Source organism: Pseudomonas sp. P7759 (assembly GCF_013386445.1).
In the GTDB taxonomy this organism is placed as follows: Bacteria; Pseudomonadota; Gammaproteobacteria; order Pseudomonadales; family Pseudomonadaceae; genus Aquipseudomonas; species Aquipseudomonas azotoformans_A.
Window position 1 is genome coordinate 36,820 of record NZ_JACART010000007.1, and the last position, 21,192, is coordinate 58,011.

The 21,192-nt window shown below is 61.0% G+C and carries 23 protein-coding genes and 1 tRNA gene; 8 read left to right on the forward strand and 16 right to left on the reverse strand.

Features of this window, described 5'->3' with window-relative positions; all coding sequences use genetic code 11:
* Positions 1 to 43: 43 nt before the first annotated feature.
* The 4 genes from HX823_RS08865 to HX823_RS08880 form a co-directional block, all read right to left on the reverse strand.
* Positions 44 to 118 (reverse strand) — tRNA-Gln (locus HX823_RS08865).
* A gap of 36 nt (positions 119 to 154) precedes the next feature.
* On the reverse strand, positions 155 to 958 hold the full coding sequence (gene ispE, locus HX823_RS08870; protein WP_218169695.1) for a 4-(cytidine 5'-diphospho)-2-C-methyl-D-erythritol kinase: 804 nt from the start codon (positions 956 to 958) through the stop codon (positions 155 to 157).
* A 49-nt stretch (positions 959 to 1,007) separates the two neighbouring features.
* Positions 1,008 to 1,625: a lipoprotein insertase outer membrane protein LolB gene (lolB, locus tag HX823_RS08875; protein WP_177074679.1), complete on the reverse strand. Its 618-nt coding sequence runs from the start codon at positions 1,623 to 1,625 to the stop codon at positions 1,008 to 1,010.
* A 4-nt stretch (positions 1,626 to 1,629) separates the two neighbouring features.
* On the reverse strand, positions 1,630 to 3,354 hold the full coding sequence (locus tag HX823_RS08880) for a tetratricopeptide repeat protein (protein WP_177074680.1): 1,725 nt from the start codon (positions 3,352 to 3,354) through the stop codon (positions 1,630 to 1,632).
* A 182-nt stretch (positions 3,355 to 3,536) separates the two neighbouring features.
* Here HX823_RS08880 and hemA point away from each other — a divergent pair, with 182 nt between their 5' ends.
* The 6 genes from hemA to HX823_RS08910 all read left to right on the forward strand — a co-directional run bounded on the left by hemA (position 3,537) and on the right by HX823_RS08910 (position 8,902).
* Complete coding sequence (gene hemA / locus HX823_RS08885) at positions 3,537 to 4,826, forward strand: glutamyl-tRNA reductase (protein WP_033896957.1); 1,290 nt, start codon at positions 3,537 to 3,539, stop codon at positions 4,824 to 4,826.
* A complete protein-coding gene (prfA, locus tag HX823_RS08890; RefSeq protein WP_033896958.1) occupies positions 4,823 to 5,905 on the forward strand; it encodes a peptide chain release factor 1 in 1,083 nt (360 codons plus the stop codon). Before hemA ends, prfA begins: the two co-directional genes overlap by 4 nt.
* Positions 5,906 to 6,736 carry a peptide chain release factor N(5)-glutamine methyltransferase gene (prmC, locus tag HX823_RS08895; protein ID WP_177074681.1) on the forward strand — a complete coding sequence of 277 codons (831 nt, stop codon included), beginning with the start codon at positions 5,906 to 5,908 and terminating at the stop codon, positions 6,734 to 6,736.
* Positions 6,730 to 7,485, forward strand: coding sequence for a molybdopterin-synthase adenylyltransferase MoeB (locus HX823_RS08900; RefSeq protein WP_038842856.1), 756 nt, complete (start codon positions 6,730 to 6,732; stop codon positions 7,483 to 7,485). The genes prmC and HX823_RS08900 overlap by 7 nt, the downstream gene beginning before the upstream one ends.
* Positions 7,478 to 8,272, forward strand: a complete 795-nt coding sequence (gene murI, locus HX823_RS08905; RefSeq protein WP_177074682.1) for a glutamate racemase — start codon at positions 7,478 to 7,480, stop codon at positions 8,270 to 8,272. Before HX823_RS08900 ends, murI begins: the two co-directional genes overlap by 8 nt.
* A gap of 111 nt (positions 8,273 to 8,383) precedes the next feature.
* Positions 8,384 to 8,902 carry an acyloxyacyl hydrolase gene (locus HX823_RS08910; protein WP_038842863.1) on the forward strand — a complete coding sequence of 173 codons (519 nt, stop codon included), beginning with the start codon at positions 8,384 to 8,386 and terminating at the stop codon, positions 8,900 to 8,902.
* A gap of 72 nt (positions 8,903 to 8,974) precedes the next feature.
* Here HX823_RS08910 and HX823_RS08915 read toward each other — a convergent pair whose 3' ends face one another.
* The 12 genes from HX823_RS08915 to HX823_RS08970 all read right to left on the reverse strand — a co-directional run bounded on the left by HX823_RS08915 (position 8,975) and on the right by HX823_RS08970 (position 18,962).
* Positions 8,975 to 9,280 (reverse strand): YkgJ family cysteine cluster protein, encoded by a 306-nt coding sequence (locus HX823_RS08915; protein WP_177074683.1) that lies wholly within the window; start codon positions 9,278 to 9,280, stop codon positions 8,975 to 8,977.
* A 52-nt stretch (positions 9,281 to 9,332) separates the two neighbouring features.
* Positions 9,333 to 9,818 carry a DUF2878 domain-containing protein gene (locus tag HX823_RS08920; protein ID WP_177074684.1) on the reverse strand — a complete coding sequence of 162 codons (486 nt, stop codon included), beginning with the start codon at positions 9,816 to 9,818 and terminating at the stop codon, positions 9,333 to 9,335.
* The gene (locus HX823_RS08925) at positions 9,811 to 11,082 is read right to left on the reverse strand and encodes a cyclopropane-fatty-acyl-phospholipid synthase family protein (RefSeq protein WP_038845762.1); all 1,272 of its coding nucleotides are present in this window, start codon (positions 11,080 to 11,082) and stop codon (positions 9,811 to 9,813) included. The genes HX823_RS08920 and HX823_RS08925 overlap by 8 nt, the downstream gene beginning before the upstream one ends.
* Positions 11,069 to 11,878, reverse strand: coding sequence for a DUF1365 domain-containing protein (locus tag HX823_RS08930; protein ID WP_177074685.1), 810 nt, complete (start codon positions 11,876 to 11,878; stop codon positions 11,069 to 11,071). Before HX823_RS08930 ends, HX823_RS08925 begins: the two co-directional genes overlap by 14 nt.
* Positions 11,875 to 13,122 carry an FAD-dependent oxidoreductase gene (locus HX823_RS08935; protein WP_177074686.1) on the reverse strand — a complete coding sequence of 416 codons (1,248 nt, stop codon included), beginning with the start codon at positions 13,120 to 13,122 and terminating at the stop codon, positions 11,875 to 11,877. Before HX823_RS08935 ends, HX823_RS08930 begins: the two co-directional genes overlap by 4 nt.
* Entirely contained in the window at positions 13,119 to 13,901 is a 783-nt protein-coding gene (locus tag HX823_RS08940; RefSeq protein WP_177002325.1) for an SDR family oxidoreductase, read from the reverse strand. The genes HX823_RS08935 and HX823_RS08940 overlap by 4 nt, the downstream gene beginning before the upstream one ends.
* Complete coding sequence (locus HX823_RS08945) at positions 13,898 to 14,320, reverse strand: nuclear transport factor 2 family protein (RefSeq protein ID WP_038845752.1); 423 nt, start codon at positions 14,318 to 14,320, stop codon at positions 13,898 to 13,900. The genes HX823_RS08940 and HX823_RS08945 overlap by 4 nt, the downstream gene beginning before the upstream one ends.
* Complete coding sequence (gene phrB / locus HX823_RS08950) at positions 14,313 to 15,758, reverse strand: deoxyribodipyrimidine photo-lyase (RefSeq protein ID WP_177074687.1); 1,446 nt, start codon at positions 15,756 to 15,758, stop codon at positions 14,313 to 14,315. Before phrB ends, HX823_RS08945 begins: the two co-directional genes overlap by 8 nt.
* Entirely contained in the window at positions 15,759 to 16,688 is a 930-nt protein-coding gene (locus tag HX823_RS08955; protein ID WP_038845747.1) for a MerR family transcriptional regulator, read from the reverse strand. It abuts the gene before it with no gap.
* 3 nt (positions 16,689 to 16,691) lie between these two features.
* Positions 16,692 to 17,651 carry a DUF523 and DUF1722 domain-containing protein gene (locus HX823_RS08960; RefSeq protein WP_038845745.1) on the reverse strand — a complete coding sequence of 320 codons (960 nt, stop codon included), beginning with the start codon at positions 17,649 to 17,651 and terminating at the stop codon, positions 16,692 to 16,694.
* 112 nt (positions 17,652 to 17,763) lie between these two features.
* The gene (locus HX823_RS08965; protein ID WP_177074688.1) at positions 17,764 to 17,979 is read right to left on the reverse strand and encodes a TIGR02450 family Trp-rich protein; all 216 of its coding nucleotides are present in this window, start codon (positions 17,977 to 17,979) and stop codon (positions 17,764 to 17,766) included.
* Positions 17,976 to 18,962 (reverse strand): NAD(P)/FAD-dependent oxidoreductase, encoded by a 987-nt coding sequence (locus HX823_RS08970; RefSeq protein ID WP_177074689.1) that lies wholly within the window; start codon positions 18,960 to 18,962, stop codon positions 17,976 to 17,978. The genes HX823_RS08965 and HX823_RS08970 overlap by 4 nt, the downstream gene beginning before the upstream one ends.
* A gap of 197 nt (positions 18,963 to 19,159) precedes the next feature.
* On the opposite strand from HX823_RS08970, the gene HX823_RS08975 reads away from it, so the two are divergent.
* Both HX823_RS08975 and hemH read left to right on the forward strand, forming a co-directional pair.
* Positions 19,160 to 20,059 carry a TIGR01777 family oxidoreductase gene (locus HX823_RS08975; RefSeq protein ID WP_133074802.1) on the forward strand — a complete coding sequence of 300 codons (900 nt, stop codon included), beginning with the start codon at positions 19,160 to 19,162 and terminating at the stop codon, positions 20,057 to 20,059.
* Between the two features lie 14 nt (positions 20,060 to 20,073).
* Positions 20,074 to 21,096, forward strand: coding sequence for a ferrochelatase (gene hemH, locus HX823_RS08980; protein WP_177074690.1), 1,023 nt, complete (start codon positions 20,074 to 20,076; stop codon positions 21,094 to 21,096).
* Positions 21,097 to 21,192: the final 96 nt, after the last annotated feature.

The window sequence follows — 21,192 nt, forward strand, 5'->3', positions numbered from 1 at the left end:
GCAGTACCTAGAGGCTGAGGGTAACCTGGATGAGTATAGAAAATGGCAGGGGCGGCTGGATTCGAACCAACGCATGGCAGGATCAAAACCTGCTGCCTTACCGCTTGGCGACGCCCCTGTATCTGTTGCAACGAGTGCCTAACACTCGGTTCCTTTAGAGCAGACTTTGCAGCTTGCGATGCAACATCGAAACGTTGCTTCCCTTTGCTACAAACCCTGTAAGGGTCTCTGTAAGAAGGGCCGAGACTTTATCAGCTTCAGCTTTGCTTGGGAAGCCCCCAAACACACAACTTCCAGTTCCGGTTAATTTTGCTTCGGTAAATTTACCTAACAAATTCAAAGCGTTACGTACCTCTGGATAACGCCTTGCTACAACCGGTAAGCAGTCATTTCGACTGTTTCCCTTGGGAACGGGGCGCACTTTAATGGGAGAAGAGTTACGTGTCAACAACGGATCTGAAAAAATTTCTGCTGTACTTACAGATACTTGCGGCACAAGCACGACATACCAAGGCTCTTCGGGGTATTCCGGGCTGAGTTTCTCCCCCACGCCCTCGGCGAAAGCCGCGTGCCCACGTACGAAAACCGGGACGTCGGCGCCCAGTGTCAGGCCCAGCGCGGCCAGGCGATCATCGTCCCAACCCAGTTGCCACAAGTGATTCAGGCCCAGCAATGTGGTGGCGGCATTCGAGCTGCCGCCGCCGATTCCACCGCCCATGGGCAAGATTTTATCGATCCAGATATCGATACCTAGCCCGCATCCGGATTGTTCCTGAAGTTTTTTCGCCGCCTTCACGATCAGGTTGCTGTCGTGAGGCACGCCTTCGAATTCGGTATGCAGCTTGATCACGCCATCGTCGCGCACGGCGAAGGTCAGTTCATCGCCGTAGTCGAGAAATTGAAACAGCGTCTGCAACTCGTGATAACCGTCTTCACGGCGACCGAGAATATGCAGCATCAAATTGAGTTTCGCGGGGGAGGGCAGGGTCAGGCGTTCTACAGTCACGTTATTGCCCCAGCTTGCGCGGTTGCCAGTCCTTGATCACCAGCGTGACGTCAAGGTCGGGGCCGTGCAGCTTGATGCGTTCTGGTAGCGAATAACCGCTTTGCTCTACGTAACTCAAATACTCGACCTGCCAGCCATCCTGTTCCAGCGTGGCCAGGCGGCTGTCACCATTGAGGCTCAGGCGGCTCTTGCTGTCGGGTGCGGGAAGGCCGCGTACCCACCAGACCAGATGAGACACTGGCAGCTTCCAGCCAATCTGTTCTTCCAGCAGCGCTTCCGGCGAGGTCGCTTCATAGCGCCCCTGATTGGCCACTTCGAGGCTGACTTGCCCCGGTCGACCGGTCAGGCGTGCCGCGCCACGGCCTAGTGGGCCCGACAGGCGGATATCGTAGTAGTCCTGGCGTTGCAGCCAGAACAAGGTGCCGCTGCCGGAATCCTTTGGCGCGCGAACCCCGACTTTGCCTTCGATCTGCCAGCCGTCGATGCTGCTGAGCTGGTCTTTATGCTGCTTCCATTGCGCCGGGTTGCCCTGGCCTTCAACGGATTCGCGGGCGCCGAAACCCGCGCAACCGGCGAGCAGGGCGATGAGGCTGAAAATAACAACGTGGCGCAAGAACATAAGCTTAAAGGGTCTCGGATCCGGTCAGGCGCTTGATGGTGCCGCGCAGGATGGGGCTTTCGGGTTGTTCCTTGAGGAATTTTTCCCAGATCTGGCGTGCTTCGCGCTGTTTGCCATTGGCCCACAGCACTTCGCCCAGGTGAGCAGCGACTTCCTGGTCGGGGAAGCGCTCCAGCGCCTGGCGCAGCAAGCGTTCCGCTTCGTCGAGGTTGCCCAGGCGGTAATTCACCCAGCCCAGGCTGTCGAGTACGGCCGGGTCTTCCGGGTTGAGCTTGTGGGCTTGTTCGATCAACACCTTGGCTTCGGCGTAACGCGTGGTGCGGTCGGACAGCGTGTAACCCAAGGCGTTGAGGGCCATGGCGTTGTCCGGGTCGCGCTTGATGATCAGGCGCAGGTCTTTTTCCATTTGCGCCAGGTCATTGCGTTTTTCCGCCTGCATGGCGCGGGTATACAGCAGGTTCAAATCGTCGGGGAATTGCAACAAGGCTTGTTGCAGCAGTTTCCAGGCGCGCTCGCCCTGATTGTTGGCCGACAAGGTCTCGGCCTGGATCAGGTACAGCTGGATCGCATAGTCCGGCTCGGCATCGCGGGCCGCAGCCAGGCGTTTTTCCGCCTCGTCGGTGCGACCGTTGCTCATCAGGATATCGGCCTGGCGTAATTGGGCCGGCAGGTAGTCATTGCCGGGGCCAACCTGGGCGTATTCGAGCAGGGCGGCCTGTGGGTCGTTGCGCTCTTCCGCGATACGACCAAGGTTCAAGTGCGCCGAATCCACATGGCTTTCGCGCTGGATCAGCTCTTCCAGGTAACCCTTGGCCTCGTCCCAGGCCTTGGCTTCCAGGCACACCAGTGCCAGGGAATAGCGCAATTCGTCATCGTCCGGGTATTGCTGGACCAGGCTGGCGAACTGCACTTTGGCGTCCTCCATGCGGTCCTGCTCCACCAGCATGCGCGCGTAGGTCAGGCGCAGGCGCTTGTCTTCCGGATACTTCTTGATGCTTTTTTCCAGCAGTGGAATCGCTTCCTTGCCGCGATTGAGGTTCTGTAGCAGGCGCGCACGCAGCAGGATCGGCGCGATTTCGCCTTCTTCCGGCGGATTCTGCTCCAGCAGCTTCAGCGCGGCGTCGGCTTCGTCATCCTGTTGCAGCAGCAAGGCCTTGCCGAAAATCAGCTGGCTGTTCTTCGGGTGTTTTTGCAGTAGGCGGTCGAAGCTCTTCATCAAACCGTTGCGCGTGTCCTGGTCAGTGTCGGCCGCCGACAGCGCGAGAAAGTCGAAATGCGTGTCGCCCTTGCCCTGCAGGACCTTCTCCATATAGACCATGGAGTCGTCATAACGCCCGGCGCGTGCCAGTTGAACGGCCGCCGCGCGTTGTGCTTCCAGATCGTCCGGTGCGTTTTTGGCCCAGATCAGCGAGGAGTCCAGCGCGGCCTGGTCGGCACCCAGGTACTCGGCGATGCGGAACGCGCGCTCGGAAATTCCCGGATCCTGGGTGTTGATGGCCTGGGTCACGTAGTTATCCAGGGCAATGTCGAAACGATTGCGCTGGCCGGCGAGTTCCGCGGTCAGCAGGCTGTACACCGTTTCTTCAGTGAACGAGGAATAAACCTTGGGCTTTTCAGGGGCGGGGGTGCTGTCTTCCACCGGCGGCGTACCGTCCGGCGACACGGGTGCCATGGCCTGGCAGCCGCTGAGGAAGACAAAAGCAAGGAGCAACGCGGAAGATCTATTCATATAGGAAGAGGACGACTAACCTGCGGTCGGATCATCATGACACAAGCATTCGGCCAAACATAACCGAGTCTCAATGGGCGCCTTTATAGACACAAGGCATTAGGACAATAGCTTACGGTGGTTGTTCTGAATCTTTCGAAGTAGGACAATTGTCGGCTTCCCGACATCATCAGCGATATTGAATGGCCTTCCTCGCACTCGGTATTAACCACAAGACTGCCTCCGTAGACGTGCGCGAGCGCGTGGCGTTTACGCCAGAGCAGTTGGTTGAGGCCCTGCAGCAGCTCTGCCGGCTCACCGACAGTCGCGAAGCTGCGATCCTTTCGACCTGCAATCGCAGCGAGCTTTATATAGAGCAGGAACATCTTTCAGCGGATGTCGTACTGCGCTGGCTCGCCGATTACCATCATTTGGACCTCGACGACCTGCGCGCGAGCGCTTACGTGCACGAAGAGGATGCGGCAGTTCGTCACATGATGCGTGTGGCGTCCGGTCTCGATTCGCTGGTGTTGGGTGAACCGCAGATTCTTGGCCAGATGAAGTCCGCCTACGCCGTGGCGCGTGAGGCTGGCACCGTCGGACCGCTGCTGGGCCGGCTGTTCCAGGCGACGTTCAATTCCGCCAAGCAAGTGCGCACCGATACGGCCATTGGTGAAAACCCGGTGTCCGTGGCGTTTGCTGCCGTCAGCCTGGCCAAACAGATTTTCAGTGACTTGCAGCGCAGCCAGGCCCTGCTGATCGGCGCCGGGGAGACCATCACCCTGGTCGCCCGTCACCTGCATGACCTGGGCGTAAAGCGCATTGTTGTCGCCAACCGCACCCTGGAGCGTGCGAGCATCCTTGCCGAGCAGTTCGGCGCGCATGCCGTGTTGCTGGCGGATATCCCGGCCGAACTGGTGCGCAGCGATATCGTCATCAGCTCCACCGCCAGCCAGTTGCCGATTCTTGGCAAGGGGGCGGTCGAGAGCGCATTGAAGCTGCGCAAACACAAACCCATCTTTATGGTGGATATCGCCGTTCCTCGGGATATCGAACCCGAAGTCGGCGAGTTGGACGACGTTTACCTCTATAGCGTCGACGATCTGCACGAAGTGGTCGCCGAAAACCTCAAGAGCCGCCAGGGCGCCGCCCAGGCCGCCGAAGAGATGGTCAGCACCGGCGCCGAAGACTTCATGGTGCGCCTGCGTGAATTGGCGGCGGTGGATGTGCTCAAGGCGTATCGTCAGCAGGGTGAACGCCTGCGCGACGAGGAACTGATCAAGGCCCAGCGTTTGCTGGCCAACGGCAGCAGCGCCGAAGAAGTGTTGATGCAACTGGCGCGCGGTCTCACCAACAAATTGCTCCACGCACCCAGCGTACAATTAAAAAAGCTTACCGCCGAAGGCCGCCTCGATGCGCTGGCCATGGCCCAGGAACTCTTTGCCCTCGGTGAGGGCGCGTCAGACAGCTCTTCGGATAAAAAACCGCAATGAAAGCGTCACTGCTCAATAAACTGGACGTGCTCCAGGACCGTTTCGAAGAACTGACCGCCTTGCTTGGTGATGGCGAAGTCATCTCTGATCAGGCCAAGTTCCGTACGTATTCCAAGGAATACGCGGAAGTTGAGCCGATTGTGACCACCTATGGGCAGTGGCTTAAAACCCAGGCCGACCTCGAAGGCGCCCAGGCACTGCTCAAGGATAGCGACCCGGACATGCGCGAAATGGCCGTGGAAGAAGTCCGCGAAGCCAAGGACAAGCTGATCGCGTTGGAGGGCGACCTGCAACGCATGCTGTTGCCTAAAGACCCGAATGACGGGCGCAACGTATTCCTTGAAATCCGGGCCGGCACCGGCGGTGACGAGGCGGCGATTTTCTCTGGTGACCTGTTCCGCATGTATTCGCGGTATGCCGAGCGTCGCGGTTGGCGGGTAGAAATCCTCTCCGAGAACGAAGGCGAGCACGGCGGCTATAAAGAGGTCATCGCGCGGGTTGAGGGTGACAACGTCTACGGCAAGCTCAAGTTCGAGTCGGGTGCGCACCGCGTACAGCGCGTACCGGCGACCGAGTCCCAGGGCCGAATCCACACATCCGCCTGCACCGTGGCCGTGCTGCCCGAGCCGGATGAGCAGGAAGCCATCGAGATCAACCCGGCCGACTTGCGCGTCGACACCTACCGCTCGTCGGGCGCTGGCGGTCAGCACGTCAACAAGACCGACTCCGCCATCCGCATCACTCACTTGCCGTCGGGCATCGTGGTGGAATGCCAGGAAGAACGCTCCCAGCACAAGAACCGTGCGCGGGCGATGTCCTGGCTGTCGGCCAAACTCAACGACCAGCAGACCAGCGCCGCCGCCAACGCGATTGCCAGCGAACGCAAGCTGTTGGTGGGCTCGGGCGACCGCTCCGAGCGCATCCGTACCTACAACTTTGCCCAGGGCCGGGTCACCGACCACCGGGTCAACCTGACGCTTTACTCCCTGGACGAGATTCTCGCCGGTGGCGTAGACGCCGTGATCGAGCCGTTGCTCGCCGAATACCAGGCGGATCAACTCGCAGCGATAGGTGAATAAATGACCATCATCGCCAGCCTGCTGCGCGCCGCCGACCTTCCCGACTCGCCTACCGCGCGCCTGGATGCCGAATTGTTGCTGGCGGCGGCCCTGGGTAAGTCCCGCAGCTACCTGCACACCTGGCCCGAGAAAATCGTCAGCAGCGAGCACGCGCTGGCGTTTGCCGGTTACCTGCAACGCCGTCGCGGCGGTGAGCCAGTGGCGTACATCCTCGGCCAGCAAGGTTTCTGGAAGCTGGACCTGGAGGTCGCGCCCCACACGCTGATCCCGCGCCCGGACACTGAATTGCTGGTGGAAGCCGCCCTGGAATTGTTACCGGCCACGCCCGCCAAGGTCCTCGACCTGGGCACCGGCAGTGGCGCCATCGCCTTGGCCTTGGCCAGCGAACGCCCGGCCTGGCAAGTCACCGCCGTCGACCGTGTGTTGGAAGCCGTGGCCCTGGCCGAGCGCAACCGTCAGCGGTTGCACCTCAATAACGCCACTGTGTTGAACAGCCATTGGTTCAGTGCGCTGCAAGGTCATGCCTATGACCTGATCATCAGCAACCCGCCGTACATCGCCGCCAACGATCCGCACCTGGTAGCGGGTGATGTGCGCTTCGAACCGGCCAGTGCTTTGGTGGCCGGCCATGACGGGTTGGACGATTTGCGCCTGATCATCAAACAAGCCCCGCCGCACCTGAATGCCGGTGGCCGGCTGTTGCTGGAGCATGGTTACGATCAGGCCCCGGCTGTGCGCGACCTGCTGTTGAGTGAAGGTTTCGAAGACGTGCACAGCCGTATCGACCTCGGTGGCCATGAACGCATCACCCTGGGACGCCGGCCGTGCTGACCGATCAGGAGCTGTTGCGCTATAGCCGACAGATTCTGTTGCAGCATGTCGACATCGACGGCCAATTGCGCCTGAAACATGGCCGGGCCTTGATCGTCGGCCTCGGTGGCCTGGGCGCGCCCGTTGCGCTGTACCTGGCGGCGGCGGGCGTGGGCGAATTGCATCTGGCGGACTTCGACACCGTCGACCTGACCAACCTGCAACGCCAGATCATCCATGACACCGACAGCGTGGGGCAGACCAAGGTCGATTCGGCCCTGCGCCGCCTGACGGCCATCAACCCCGAGATCAAACTGATCGCCCACCGCACCGCGCTGGATGCCGACACACTGGCAGCAGCGGTCGAAGCGGTGGACGTGGTGCTTGATTGCAGTGACAACTTCTCCACCCGCGAAGCGGTCAACGCGGCTTGCGTCGCGGCCGGCAAACCGTTGATCAGCGGTGCCGCCATTCGCCTTGAAGGGCAACTGTCGGTGTTCGACCCGCGCCGCGCCGAGAGCCCGTGCTACCACTGTTTATATGGGCACGGCAGCGATACCGAACTCACCTGCAGCGAAGCCGGCGTGGTCGGCCCGCTGGTGGGGCTGGTCGGTAGCCTGCAAGCGTTGGAAGCCTTGAAACTGCTGGCCGGTTTCGGTGAGCCCCTGGTGGGCCGTTTGTTGCTGATCGATGCCCTGACCACGCGTTTTCGCGAGTTACGCGTCAAACGTGACCCCGGTTGCAGCGTGTGCGGGACGCAACATGGTTAAGGGCGCGCCAATCGGTGTGTTCGATTCCGGTATCGGCGGGTTGACGGTGCTGGACGAAATCCAGCAGCTGTTGCCCCACGAATCACTGCTGTACGTGGCCGATTGCGGGCACATCCCCTACGGTGAGAAAAGCCCGGCATTTATCCTTGAGCGTTCGCGGCGGGTGGCGGCGTTTTTCCGGGAGCAGGGCGCCAAGGCGTTCGTGATTGCCTGTAATACCGCCACTGTCGCCGCTGTTGCCGACTTGCGCCTGGATTTTCCTGATTGGCCGTTGGTGGGCATGGAGCCCGCCGTCAAGCCCGCAGCCGCCGCTACTCGCAGTGGCGTCGTCGGGGTGCTTGCCACCACCGGCACGCTGCAAAGCGCAAAGTTCGCCGCTTTGCTCGACCGTTTCGCCACCGATGTGAAGGTCATCACCCAGCCCTGCCCGGGCCTGGTTGAACTGATTGAAAGCGGTGACCTGAACAGCCCAGCCCTGCGCCAGATGTTGCAGGGTTACATCGAACCGCTGCTCAGCGCCGGCTGCGACACCATCATTCTTGGTTGCACCCACTATCCTTTCCTCAAGCCACTCCTGGCGCAGATGCTGCCTCCCAGCATCATCCTCATCGACACCGGCGCTGCCGTGGCCCGCCAGCTCAAGCGTCTGCTGGGCGAGCGCGACCTGCTGGCCGACGGCAATCCTGAACCCGCGCAGTTCTGGACCAGCGGCGATGTGTATCACCTAAGAAATATCCTACCGACACTATGGAAATATCCGGGCGTTGTGCGAAGCTTCGCTTCGTGAAAAATTCGTGAAATACCGGCGTTATAAGCTGGAACTTCTGACTACACGCCAGCTTCTATAGCGAGATTGCCTGTAAAAATCCTATAACTTCGTTTGGAAAGGATGTTTCTTATGAAGCGCTTGTTCTGTTTGGCCGCGATTGCAGCCGCTGTAGTGGGGCACTCTGTTTCGGCACAGGCCGCTGGCCTGGAGTTCGGTGTGGGGAGCACCAGCGATTCGACCATGACCTATCGGCTGGGGCTGACATCGGACTGGGACAAAAGCTGGTGGCAGAGCGATACCGGTCGACTGACCGGCTACTGGAGCGGCGCCTACACCTATTGGGACGGTGACAAGCGCGCCAGCGTCAGCAGCCTGTCGTTCTCGCCGGTGTTTGTGTATGAGTTTGCCGGGGAGAAGGTCAAGCCGTACATCGAAGCGGGGATTGGCGTGGCGGTGTTCTCGCGCACCAAAGTGGAAGACAACAACATCGGCCAGGCTTTCCAGTTCGAAGACCGTTTGGGTTTCGGCCTGCGCTTCGCGGGTGGGCATGAAGTGGGCATACGTGCCACGCATTATTCCAACGCGGGCATCAGCAGCAACAACGATGGGGTAGAGAGTTACTCGGTGCACTACACCCTACCGCTGTAACCCCCAAAAAGAACTGTGGTGAGCGAGCTTGCCTCTCGCGGGGCAAGCCCGCTCACTACAAAAGCCAAGGGATCAGCGATAGGCCGTCGCAATCCCCTGCCGCTCCTCCAAGCACTCCGGCGCCCCCATCTCGAACTCCCGGCAGATCAGCGGCCGTCGCTCGTAGATCGTGCACATCATCGTGTCCCGATCCAGCGCCGCGCACCAGCCGTCGTCCAGGCGCAACATCACTTCGCCGCCCCAGTCATCGGTATCGATATAGCGTTCCGGCACACCGGTGTCGGTGATCAGCATGACTTCCAGCTGGCAGCAGCAGGCCGCGCACGTCGAGCAGGTGACGGCGGGTTCTGTGATTTGGGTGTGGGGGATGTTGGACATGGCGGCAGCTTCAAGCTTTGAGCGGCAAGCTGCAAGTAAAAGCCGACCGGCTTCAGTTTTTTGTAGCAGCGTTTGCGAGCAGGATAAAGAGCAAAGCCCACAGTAGCGCCAATGCGACCAGGCTCGCCCCCAAGGAATAACCGAAGCTCACCCCGGCAAGTTGACTGCCGGCGTAGTAAGACATCGGACCGCCAACGGCGCCCAGTAAAGCCGCACGCCACCAAGGCTGAGTGCTCCAGGCCAGGCAATGACGCAGCGTGGTCGCCAATAACGCCCAGAGCATTATCAACCACAGCGGAATCAACGGCCCAGGCTCGCTGAACTGGAAAAACCCCACGGTGCGTAACAACGTATCTATCAACGTGCCCAATAAGGTCACGCCCAGGATCAACCTGCCGTCCTCAGCCCACGAACTTATCCACAGCAGGTGAATCGCCAGCGCAGCCAGCCCAACGAGAAGCCACAAACTGTCGCCACCCAGCACACACGCAAACCAACCGCACTGAAACAGCACGGCGTTGGCCAGCGTCTTAAGCACTGAAGCGTCCGAGTAGCGGCGGGTTGATCGCGGACGGCTTGGCCAGCAGCAATTGCGCGGTGCCGATGGTGCGCTCCATAAAGCCACCTTCGCAGTAGCACAGGTAAAACTCCCACAGCCGCAGGAAGTATTCGTCGTAGCCCAGTTCTGCAAGGCGGCCGTGTGCGCGGCGAAAGTTCTCATGCCACAGGCGCAAGGTTCGCGCGTAGTGCAGGCCAAAATCTTCCATGTGCAGCAGGTTCATGTCGGTGTCGCGGCTGACGATCTGCAACATCTTTTGCACACAGGGCAGGGCGCCGCCCGGAAAGATGTAGCGTTGGATAAAGTCGACGTTGGTTTTGGCTTGCTCGTAGCGTTGGTCACGAATGGTGATGGCTTGCAGCAACATCAGGCCATCGCTCTTGAGCAGGTGCGCGCACTGTTTGAAGTAGGTCGGCAGGAAGCGATGGCCCACCGCCTCGATCATTTCGATGGACACCAGCTTGTCGTACTGGCCAGTAAGGTCGCGGTAATCCTGCAACAGCAGCGTGACCTGGTCCTGCAAGCCCAGGGCTGCGATGCGTTTTTCGGTGTAGGCAAACTGCTCCTTGGACAAGGTCGTGGTGGTGACCTTGCAGCCATAATGCTGCGCGGCATACAGCGCCATGCTGCCCCAGCCCGTGCCGATCTCCAGCAAGTGGTCGCTCGGCTTGAGCGCCAGCTTCTGGCAGATGCGCTCCAGCTTGTTCAGTTGCGCCTGCTCCAAAGTGTCGTCGGCGGTCAGGAATTGCGCCGCCGAGTACATCATGGTCGGGTCGAGGAATTCTTCGAACAGGTCATTGCCCAGGTCGTAGTGGGCGGCGATGTTTTTCTGCGAGCCCTTGCGTGTATTGCGATTGAGCCAGTGCAGGCCCTGGGTGAACGGACGGGCCAGGCGTGCCAGGCCACCTTCCATCGCGTCGAGCACATCGAGGTTGCTGACCATCACGCGCACCACCGCCGTCAGGTCTGGGCTGCTCCAGTAACCGTGGATAAATGCTTCGCCGGCACCAATGGAACCGTTGGCCGCCACCAGGCCCCACACCGCCGAATCAAGGATCTGGATTTCGCCCAACAGGTGCGCTTCCCGGGCGCCGAAGACCTGGCGCTCGCCGTCCTCGATCACCACCAACTGACCATGGCGCAATTGGCTGAGTTGACGCAGCACGGCCTTGCGCAGCAGCGCGGCGGTCATGCCGTTGACGTTCAGGCGATGGGTCTTGACCGATAAGCTAGGGGATTTCATGGCGGCGATCCTTGGTATACCCGACTGCGGTGCGAGAGGCGCCATCGGCAGCCTGATGGGAAAAAATCGGTGTGCGTTTGAGCAGCAGGCGCAGGGCCTGCCAGTAGATCGCGAGGCAGGTCTTGGCGGTCATCCAGGGAAAACGCCATAGGTAGCGGTGCAGGCTGGCACGGTTGAGCGTTTCTTTTTGCAGGCTCAAGGTCGCATCGAAGACTTTCAGTTCGCCCTGCCAATCGGCCATATGCACGCCGAGTCTGGCGGCGGGCGGGCTGAAGCTCATGCGGTATTCCAGGTCCCGCGGCAAGAACGGCGACACATGGAAGGCCTTGGCCACCGCGAAATGCTGGTGCTCATCCGCGCCCAAAGCCTGGGCCGGCAGCACGTAGTGATAACGCTCGCGCCACGGGGTGTTGGTCACTTCACACAGGATCGCGGCTAGACGTCCGTCGGCCTCGAAGCAGTAGAAGAAACTCACGGGATTAAAAGCCAGGCCCCAGCTGCGGGCCTGGGTCAGTAGGCAGATAACGCCCTGGGGTGTTCGCCCCAGTGCCTTGCCGACTTCCTGGCGCACGGCATCGCTCAAGCTGATGCCGGTGCGCGTCAATTCACGCAGGTAGTCCTGCTGGCGAAAACCGAAGGGCGCCAGGCGGCTACGCCCGGCCAGGGGCGAAAGCCCGAGCACTTCGTGTTCCTCGCTCAAATCCAGGTACAGCAAGCCGATGCGGTAGTGAAAGGCATGGGCCTTGGGCGCAAACCGGCGATGAGCAATCCAGCCGCTGTACAGGGCGCTGTTCACAGGGTTTCCCCAAAGGCTTGGGCCACGTGCAGGGCACTGACCACGCCGTCTTCGTGGAAGCCGCTGGCCCAATAGGCGCCGCAATAAAAGGTATTGCGTACGCCCGAAATTTCTTCCCGACGCCCTTGGGCGGCCACCGCCGCCAAGCTGTATTGCGGGTGGGCGTAGGTGTAGCGGGCAAGCACCTTCAGTGGGTTGATTACTGATGTCTGGTTGAGGCTGACGCAAAAGGTGGTGGCGCTGTCGATGCCTTGCAGGATGTTCATGTCATAAGTCACGGCCGCCTGCTTCTGCGCCGTGCCGCTCAGCCGGTAGTTCCAGCTGGCCCAGGCCAGTTTGCGGTCGGGCAGCAGGCGCGTGTCGGTGTGCAGCACCACGTCGTTGTCGGCGTAGGGCAGGGCACCGAGGATGTCTTGTTCGGCCTGGCTCGGGTCGGCCAATAACGCCAGGGCTTGGTCGCTGTGACAGGCGAAGACCACGCGATCGAATGCCTCACTGCCGGCCGGGCTGTGGATAACCACGCCGTTGTCGCTGCGCTCGACGTTATGCACAGGGCAATTGAGGCGGATCTGTTCACGAAAGCTGTGGGTCAACGGTTCGATGTAACGGCTGGAGCCTCCCTCGATCACGCACCATTGCGGGCGGTTGCTCACCGACAGCAAGCCGTGGTTCTTGAAGAAGCGCACGAAGAACTGCAAGGGGAAGCCCAGCATGTCGGCCAGGGACATCGACCAGATCGCCGCGCCCATCGGCACGATGTAGTGGCGGATAAACCGCTCGCCGTAACCGTTGGCGTCGAGATAGTCGCCTAGGGTCATCTCGGCGCTGATGCGCTGTTCCTGCAGGTCGAGCGGCGCCTGGCGATTGAAGCGCAGGATGTCACGCAACATGCCCCAGAACCCCGGCGACAAAATATTGCGACGCTGGGCAAACAAGCTGTTGAGGTTATTGCCGTTGTATTCGAACCGGGTGTGCTCGTCGCACACCGAAAAGCTCATCTCGGTGGGTTTGAACGTCACCCCGATCTGCCCCAGCAGGCGAATGAAGTTGGGGTAGGTCCAGTCGTTGAACACGATGAAGCCTGTGTCCACCGCGTAGCTTTTACCCTCGACAGTCACGTTGACCGTGTGGGTATGTCCGCCGATGCGGTCGCCCGCTTCGAACAGCGTGATCTCATGCTGGCGGCTGAGCAGGTAGGCGCTGGTCAGCCCTGCAATGCCGCTGCCGATGATGGCGATCTTCACAGGTCGTCCTTCTTCGGCGGTGGGCTGCGCAACATGCGCTTGCCGATGGCTAATTGTGCGCGGTTCGGCAGTTTCGACAGCGGCCACAGGGCGGCGATGAACAGCGCGGGAAAGGCAATCTCCAGCGGACGCTTCTCCAGCTTGTTGAAGATATGTTTCGCAGCCTTGTCCGCCGGCCAACTGAGTGGCATGGGGAAGTCATTGCGCTCGGTCAGCGGCGTGTCGACAAACCCGGGGCTGATCACGGTGACGTCGATATTTTCCGACGCCAGGCTGATGCGCAAGGATTCGAACAGGTAGCGCAGGCCGGCCTTCGACGCGCCGTAGGCTTCGGCGCGGGGCATCGGCAGGTAAGTCACGGCGCTGGCGACACCCACCAGATGTGGCGTGTGCCCTGCGCGCAACAGTGGCAACGCGGCTTCGATGCAATAACTGCTCGCCAGCAGGTTGGTGCGCACCACGTGCTCGATGATCGATGAATCAAACTGCCGCGCGTCCACGTACTCACAGGTGCCGGCATTGAGGATCACGGTGTCCAGCGAACCCCAGACCACACCGATATGCTCGCCGATCTCGCGCACGGTCTGGCTGTTGGTCAGATCGCCCGCGACTACCAGCACTTGGCCGGGATAACGCTGCGCGAGCGCTTCCAAAGGCCCTTTGGTGCGGGAGCTCAGCGCTACATGGGCGCCGCTGTTGAGCAACTCCACGGCCAGCGCGGCACCGATGCCACTGCTGGCGCCGGTCAGCCAATAACGGCGGGGCACTGTGCTGCTCATCCCATTCTCCTTTTCAGCCAACTGATGACGCTGCCCAGTACGGGCAAGTGTTCGTACAGCAGGGCGCCGGCATCGAAGTAATCTCGATGGCGGTACACCTTGTCACGCCACATCAGGTGCGAGCAGCCTTCCACGCGGATGACCTTGCCGCCCGCCAGGCGCGGGTGGCAGAAACTCATTTTCCAGCGCAGGTAACCTTCGCCTTCGGCCACTTGGTCGAAGCCGTGGAAGTCGAAGCGCAGTTGGCTGACGTTGCTGTACAGCTCTGCGAAGTAGCGGTGCAGGGCTGGCAGGCCATGGACTTCGTGCAGCGGGTCGGCAAAGGCGATGTCCTGGCTGTACAGGTTGTCGAGCAAATGCAGGTTGTGCTTGTCCAGCGTGGCGAACGCCTGGGCGAAGCGGCGCAGGAAATCACTCATGTTCGCCCCCGACGGCTTGGCGCGAAGGCAGGCTGCGGAAGGCGGCCAGGGCGCGTTCGCGGGATTTTTTCAGGTCGACAATCGAACGCGGGTAGTCGGCCACCCCGAACAAGCCGCCTACGGCCTCGGGGTTGTGCACTTCTTTTTTATTCAGTGCGGCCAACTCCGGCAGCCAGTGCTTGATAAAAATGCCCTCGCTGTCGAATTTCTCCGACTGGCTCAACGGGCTGAAAATCCGGAAGTACGGCGCCGAATCAGTGCCGGTGGACGAGCTCCACTGCCAGCCGCCGTTATTGGCAGCCAGGTCGCCATCGATCAGGTGGCGCATGAAGAAGCGCTCGCCTTCGCGCCAGTCGATCAGCAGGTTCTTGGTCAGGAACATTGCCACCACCATGCGAAGGCGGTTGTGCATCCAGCCGGTTTCCAGCAGTTGGCGCATGGCGGCGTCGATGATCGGCAAACCGGTGCGCGCTTCCTGCCAGGCAGCCAGGTCCTTGGGCGCGTTGCGCCAGGCCACGGCTTCGGTTTCGGGGCGGAAAGCGCGGTGACGGGAAACCCGTGGGTAACCCACCAGGATATGCTTGTAGAACTCGCGCCAGAGCAGTTCGTTGATCCAGGTGATGGCGCCCATGTCGCCACTTTCGAACTCGCCGCCGTTGGTTTGCAGCGCGGCATGCAGGCACTGGCGCGGCGAAACCACGCCCGCCGCAAGGTAGGCGGAGAGCTGGCTGGTGCCGGGCTTGGCGGGGAAGTCGCGCTCGTCCTTGTAGTAGCTGATTTGCTGGTCGGCGAAGGCGTCGAGGCGACGTCGGGCTTCGTCTTCACCGGCCGGCCAGAGGGCGCGCAGTGCTTCGCTGGGTGGTTCGAAACCATCGACCGTGTTCGGCACGGGATCGCTTTTGAGCTTGATCGGTGCCTGGGCTTTTGGTGCTGCGACCGTGCGCGGCAGAGCGCTGTGCAGGCGCGTGTAGCAAACCTTGCGGAACTGGCTGAACACCTGGAAATACGTGCCGGTCTTGGTCAACACACTGCCGGGTTGGAAGAACAGTTGATCGAGGTAGGTGTGAAAGGTCACGTCCTCGGCTTCCAAGACCTTGGACACGGCAGCGTCCCGGCGGCTTTCGTGGATGCCGTATTCCTCGTTGACGTGAACCGACTCCACCGACAGTTCACGGCACAGTTTGCTCAGTGCTTCAGGCACGTCGTCCCACGTGGCGGCGGTGCGGATCAGCAGGGGAATATTCAGCGCGCCCAGCGTCTTGCTCAGGTCCTGCAGGTTGCGCAGCCAGAAATCCACTTTGCACGGCGCGTCATCGTGGGCCAGCCATTGCTGCGGCGTGATCAGGTACACGGCCGCAATCGGACCCCGCTGGCTCGCGGCGGCCAGGGCAGTGTTGTCGTGTAGGCGCAGGTCGGTGCGCAGCCAGATCAAATGCATTTAAACGAGTCCACGCTGGATCAGCAGTTGGTGGGCCGACAACGGATCTTCGGCGACGAACAATTCAGGGATGTCCTGGGTTAATACGGTCAACTCGGCCTGGTGGATGCACACCGTTGGTCCGACCATCAATTTTGGGCAACTGATACCCGCCAGAAGTTTTGCGAAAGTCGACAGGTGGAGCGCCTTGCTCGAGTACAGCAGCACCGCGCGCGGTTGCAGGTGTTCCACCGCAAGGGCCAGCTCACCGGCAGGCAGCGGCCAGTCGAACACTTCCACCGGGCAATCGGCGCTGCTGGCGAGCCAGGCGCTGAGCCACAGGTGCGGCTCCAAGGGCAGGTCGGATTGATTCACCAGCAGCAGCGGCGCGCCATGCAACTGGCGATTGTTGTGATAGATGCGCGCACCAAACTTGCTGCGCAGCCAGGACAGGAAAAACACCCGCTCCATCTGCGCGCCGAACTGACCTTGCCAGCGTTGTTCCAACTCCTGCAGCAATGGCAGCAGCAGTTGCTCGCACAGTGTGCGCGGCGGGTATAGCGCCATGGCTTGGTTGAAGGCGTCATCCACCCGGCGCTCGGCCAATTCGCTGATGGCCTGCACCAGGGTCTGGCGCAAGGTGTGCCATTCGTTTTCCACGGCGTCGGGAACGCTGAGTGCTGAGTCGATCAGGCCTTTGACCTGGCTCACCGGCACACCGCGATTGAGCCAGGTGAGGATGGTGTGGATGCGTTGTACATGTTCGGCACTGAACAGCCGATGACCCTTGGGCGTGCGCTGCGGCACGATCAGGCCATAACGGCGTTCCCAGGCGCGCAGGGTCACGGCGTTGACGCCGGTCTGGCGCGCCACCTCGCGGATCGGCAACCAGCCGTCTTCGAGGGCTTGGGCGATGTCTTCGCCGGGTTCGTCTTGCAGGGCAGCTTTCATGGGCTAGATCGCATTTCGCAGGCTGAGGTTTTCCGGGTGCGGTTGCAGGTAGGCCTGCTGCGCGATGTAGCGGTCCGGGTGTTGGCGAAAGTGGTGCTTGAGCAGGGTCAGTGGCACCACCAGCGGCACGATGCCTTGGCGGTACTGGCCGATAACGGTCTGCATTTCCTGCTTGTCGTCGGCACTGATGACTTGTTTGAGGTAACCGCTGATGTGTTGCAGCACATTGGTGTGGGTGCCACGGGTGGCGCATTGGCTTAGGCCGGTCATCAGGTCGCTGAAGTAACAGGCGGCCAACTCATCGAGGTGGGTCTCTTTGGTCATGCTGCCCAGCAGGTGGCCGAGGCTTTTGTAGTGCGCCGGGCTGTGGGCCATCAACAGGTATTTGTAGCGTGAATGGAAGGCCAGCAGGCGGTGGCGGGTCAGGCCTTCAGCCAGTAGCTGTTGCCAGTCGGCGTAGACGAATACGCGGGTGAGGAAGTTTTCTCGCAGCACCGGATCATTCAGTCGACCATCTTCTTCCACCGGCAGGTTGGGGTGACGCGCACAAAACGCTTGGGCATAGATACCACGCCCGCCGCCGTCGACCGGGGTGCCGTTGTCACGGTAGACCTTGACCCGTTCCAGGCCGCACGACGGCGACTTCTGCATGAAGATATAGCCACACAGGTCGGTGTGTTGCGACGCCATCTGCTGGCCGTAATCGTCCAGTGGCTGGGTGACGTTCAGTTCGCGGTGTACCGTGCCGACGGCTTGCGGGTGGGCCGGGTCACCCACCAGGCGGATCGGTTCGCGGGGAATGCCCAGACCGATAGCGACCTCGGGGCACAGCGGCACAAAGTCAAAATAGTCGGCTAGGGTCTGGCTGCACAGCAGGGATTGTTTATGGCCGCCGTTGAAGCGCACGTTCTCGCCCAGGAGGCAGGCGCTGATGGCGATCTTTGGTTTGGAGGTGCTGGACATAAACGAACCTCTGCAAGATTCCTGTACAAGGCTTAAATCTTGTACAACTAAATCTCATCATAGATTCGATGCTGTACAAGTCAAATTATTTGTACAAGTTTTTGCGGGTCGGCTATTTCCAGCCGATTTTCCAGGCGTCGGCATTTTGCAGGGTTTGCCAGGTGAAGCGTTCGGCGCGTCGGGTCATGACGGCTTGCAGCTCGATTTCCAGCACCACGCCCTCTTCATCCCGAAACAATTCGGTGACCAAGAAGTGTTTTTCTTTGTTGCGAGGACGAGCTGCTGTCCATTTCGACAGCAGCAATTTAGCCGGATTGATGCGGTTCATTGCAGGTGTTCGATCAAGCGTCGCGCGGCTTCCTGGCCACTGAGCCATGCCCCTTCGACCCGGCCCGATAGGCACCAGTCGCCACACACGTACAAGCCCAGGTCGGCATCGGCGAGCACGCCGAATTCGTGGCTGCTGGACGGTCGCGCATAGAGCCAGCGGTGCGCCAGGCTGAACGACGGCGCGGGCATGGCGCTGTGCAGCAATTCGGCGAAGGCGCCGTGCAGGTGCTCGATCACCGCCTCCTTGGGCAGGTCCAGGTGGGCCTTGCTCCACGTGCTGGTGGCGTGCAATACCCAGGTGTCGAGGTGGGTGTCGCGTCCCGGTTTGCTGCGGTTGCGCGCGAGCCAATCAAGGGGACTGTCTTGCACGAAACAGCCCTCCATCGGCGTATCCAGGGGCTTGTCGAACGCCAGGGCGATGGCCCAGGTCGGGTCCATTTTCACGCCGGCGGCAGCACTGGCCAGCTTGGGCGCGGCGGCCAGCAGGGCGGTGGCCTGGGGCGCTGGGGTGGCGATGATCACGTGGCTGAATGGGCCGTGGTTTTCGCCGTCGGCATCCAGCAGGTTCCAGTGTTGCTTGCCCTGGAACACCTCGGTGATGCGGCAACCGAACGCCACCGGCAGGTCGTCGAGCAGGGCGCGGGTGATCGCGCTCATGCGCGGCGTGCCGACCCAGCGGATCTGTTCATCGGGGGAGGGCGTCAGCTTGCCAGACTTGAAGTTGTACAGCTGGGGTTTCCATTGCTCGGCCCAGCCATTGCTTTGCCAGCGTTGCACTTCGTTGACGAAGCGCCGGTCGCGTGCGGTGAAGTATTGTGCGCCCATGTCCAGGGAACCGGCATCGCTGCGCTTGCTGGACATGCGGCCACCACTGCCGCGGCTCTTATCGAAGAGTTGTACAACGTGCCCCGCGTCTCGTAACGCACGGGCGGCGGAGAGACCGGCGATGCCGGTGCCGATGATCGCGATGGGAACAGTCATGGGAGGCCTCGTTTTACCGTTGGGTACAGACTACGCCGACACCAATAGCTGTACAATATTGTTTTTTGGTATAAGTTTTGGCTTACCTGTTCTTACGGCGTGACCTATTGTTAAAGCAGAGGCTTAATCCAACGTTACGCTCGCTGCTTATAAAATAGACCAGTGAGGGGCGGCGAACGTTACATGAGGAAGATCCCATGCACATTTTGCTGACCGGCGGTACTGGCCTGATCGGCCGCCAACTCTGCCAACACTGGCTTGCGCAGGGGCATCGGCTGACCGTGTGGAGTCGTCAGCCGGAACAGGTCGCCAAGCGATGCGGCGCTCAAGTCGCAGGCGTCGAACACCTGCAACAGGTGATCGGCCCGGTGGATGCGGTCATTAACCTGGCCGGCGCGCCCATTGCTGATCGCCCCTGGACCCACAAGCGCAAGGCGTTGTTGTGGAGCAGTCGCATCAGCCTGACTGAAACCTTGCTGGCATGGCTTGAAAGTCTGGAGCAAAAACCAGCGGTGTTGATTTCCGGTTCAGCGGTCGGCTGGTACGGCGACGGCGGTGAGCGGGAATTGACCGAAGCCAGCGGCCCGGTGCAGGACGATTTCCCCAGTCAGCTGTGCATTGCCTGGGAAGAAACCGCTCAGCGCGCCGAAGCCTTGGGCATTCGCGTGGTGTTGGTGCGGACCGGCCTGGTGCTGGCAGCCGAGGGCGGCTTTTTGTCGCGGCTGTTACTGCCCTTCAAACTGGCGCTGGGCGGGCCGATTGGCAATGGTCGGCAGTGGATGCCGTGGGTGCATATCCAAGATCAAATCGCCCTGATTGATTTTCTTCTGCACAAGCCGGATGCCCGTGGTCCTTATAATGCCTGCGCGCCACACCCGGTGCGCAATCGCGAGTTTGCGAAAACCCTGGGCCAGGTATTGCACCGTCCGGCGTTCATGCCGATGCCGGCCTTTGCATTGAAGGTGGGCCTGGGCGAGTTGTCCGGCCTGTTGCTGGGTGGGCAGAAGGCGGTGCCCGAGCGCTTGCTGGCCGCTGGTTTCACTTTCCAGTTCACTGAGTTGCGTGCGGCCTTGGATGACTTGTCCAGCCGCCTCTAGAGATAGGATGTTGCATGACGGATCACACGTTGTTACTGGTCAACCTGGGCTCGCCAAAGTCCACTTCGGTGGCCGATGTGCGCAGTTACCTCAATCAGTTCCTGATGGACCCTTATGTGATCGACCTGCCGTGGCCGGTGCGACGCTTGCTGGTGTCGCTGATCCTGATCAAGCGCCCTGAGCAGTCGGCTCACGCCTACGCGTCCATCTGGTGGGATGAAGGTTCGCCGTTGGTGGTACTCAGCCGCCGTTTGCAGCAGCAGATGACTTCGCAGTGGACCCAAGGCCCGGTGGAGTTGGCGATGCGCTACGGCGAGCCGTCCATTGAAAGCGTGCTGACGCGCCTTGCTGCCCAAGGCATCCGCAAGGTCACCCTGGCGCCGCTTTACCCGCAGTTTGCTGACAGCACCGTGACCACGGTGGTGGAAGAAGCACGGCGTGTGGTGCGAGAGAAAAAACTCGACCTGCAATTCGCCACCCTGCAACCGTTCTACGATCAACCCGAATACCTCGACGCCCTGGTGGCCAGTGCCAAGCCGCATTTGCAGCAGGACTACGATCATCTGATGTTCAGCTTCCATGGCCTGCCGGAACGCCATCTGCAAAAACTCAACCCTGGGCATACCTTTGATGGCGCCACCGATTGCTGCGTGAACGCGCCCCCCGAAGTGCGCGCCACCTGTTATCGCGGGCAGTGCTTCAGCGTCGCGCGGGATTTCGCCGCGCGCATGGGCCTGCCGGAGGATAAATGGTCAGTGGCCTTCCAATCGCGCCTGGGCCGGGCCAAATGGATCGAACCCTACACCGAAGCGCGCCTGGAAACCCTGGCCCAGCAAGGCGTGAAAAAGCTGCTGGTGATGTGCCCGGCGTTCGTTGCCGACTGCATCGAAACGCTGGAGGAAATCGGCGATCGCGGGTTGGAGCAGTTCCGCGAAGCCGGGGGCGAGGAATTGGTGCTGGTGCCGTGTCTGAATGATGATCCGCGGTGGGCGAAGGCGCTCAATACCTTGTGCGAGCGGGCGCCGACAACGCTGTAGCCGAACCCAGTGAAGATCAAACTGTGGGAGCGGGCTTGCTCGCGAATGCGGTGGATCAGTCAAGTAATCAGTGACTGAAGCACCGCATTCGCGAGC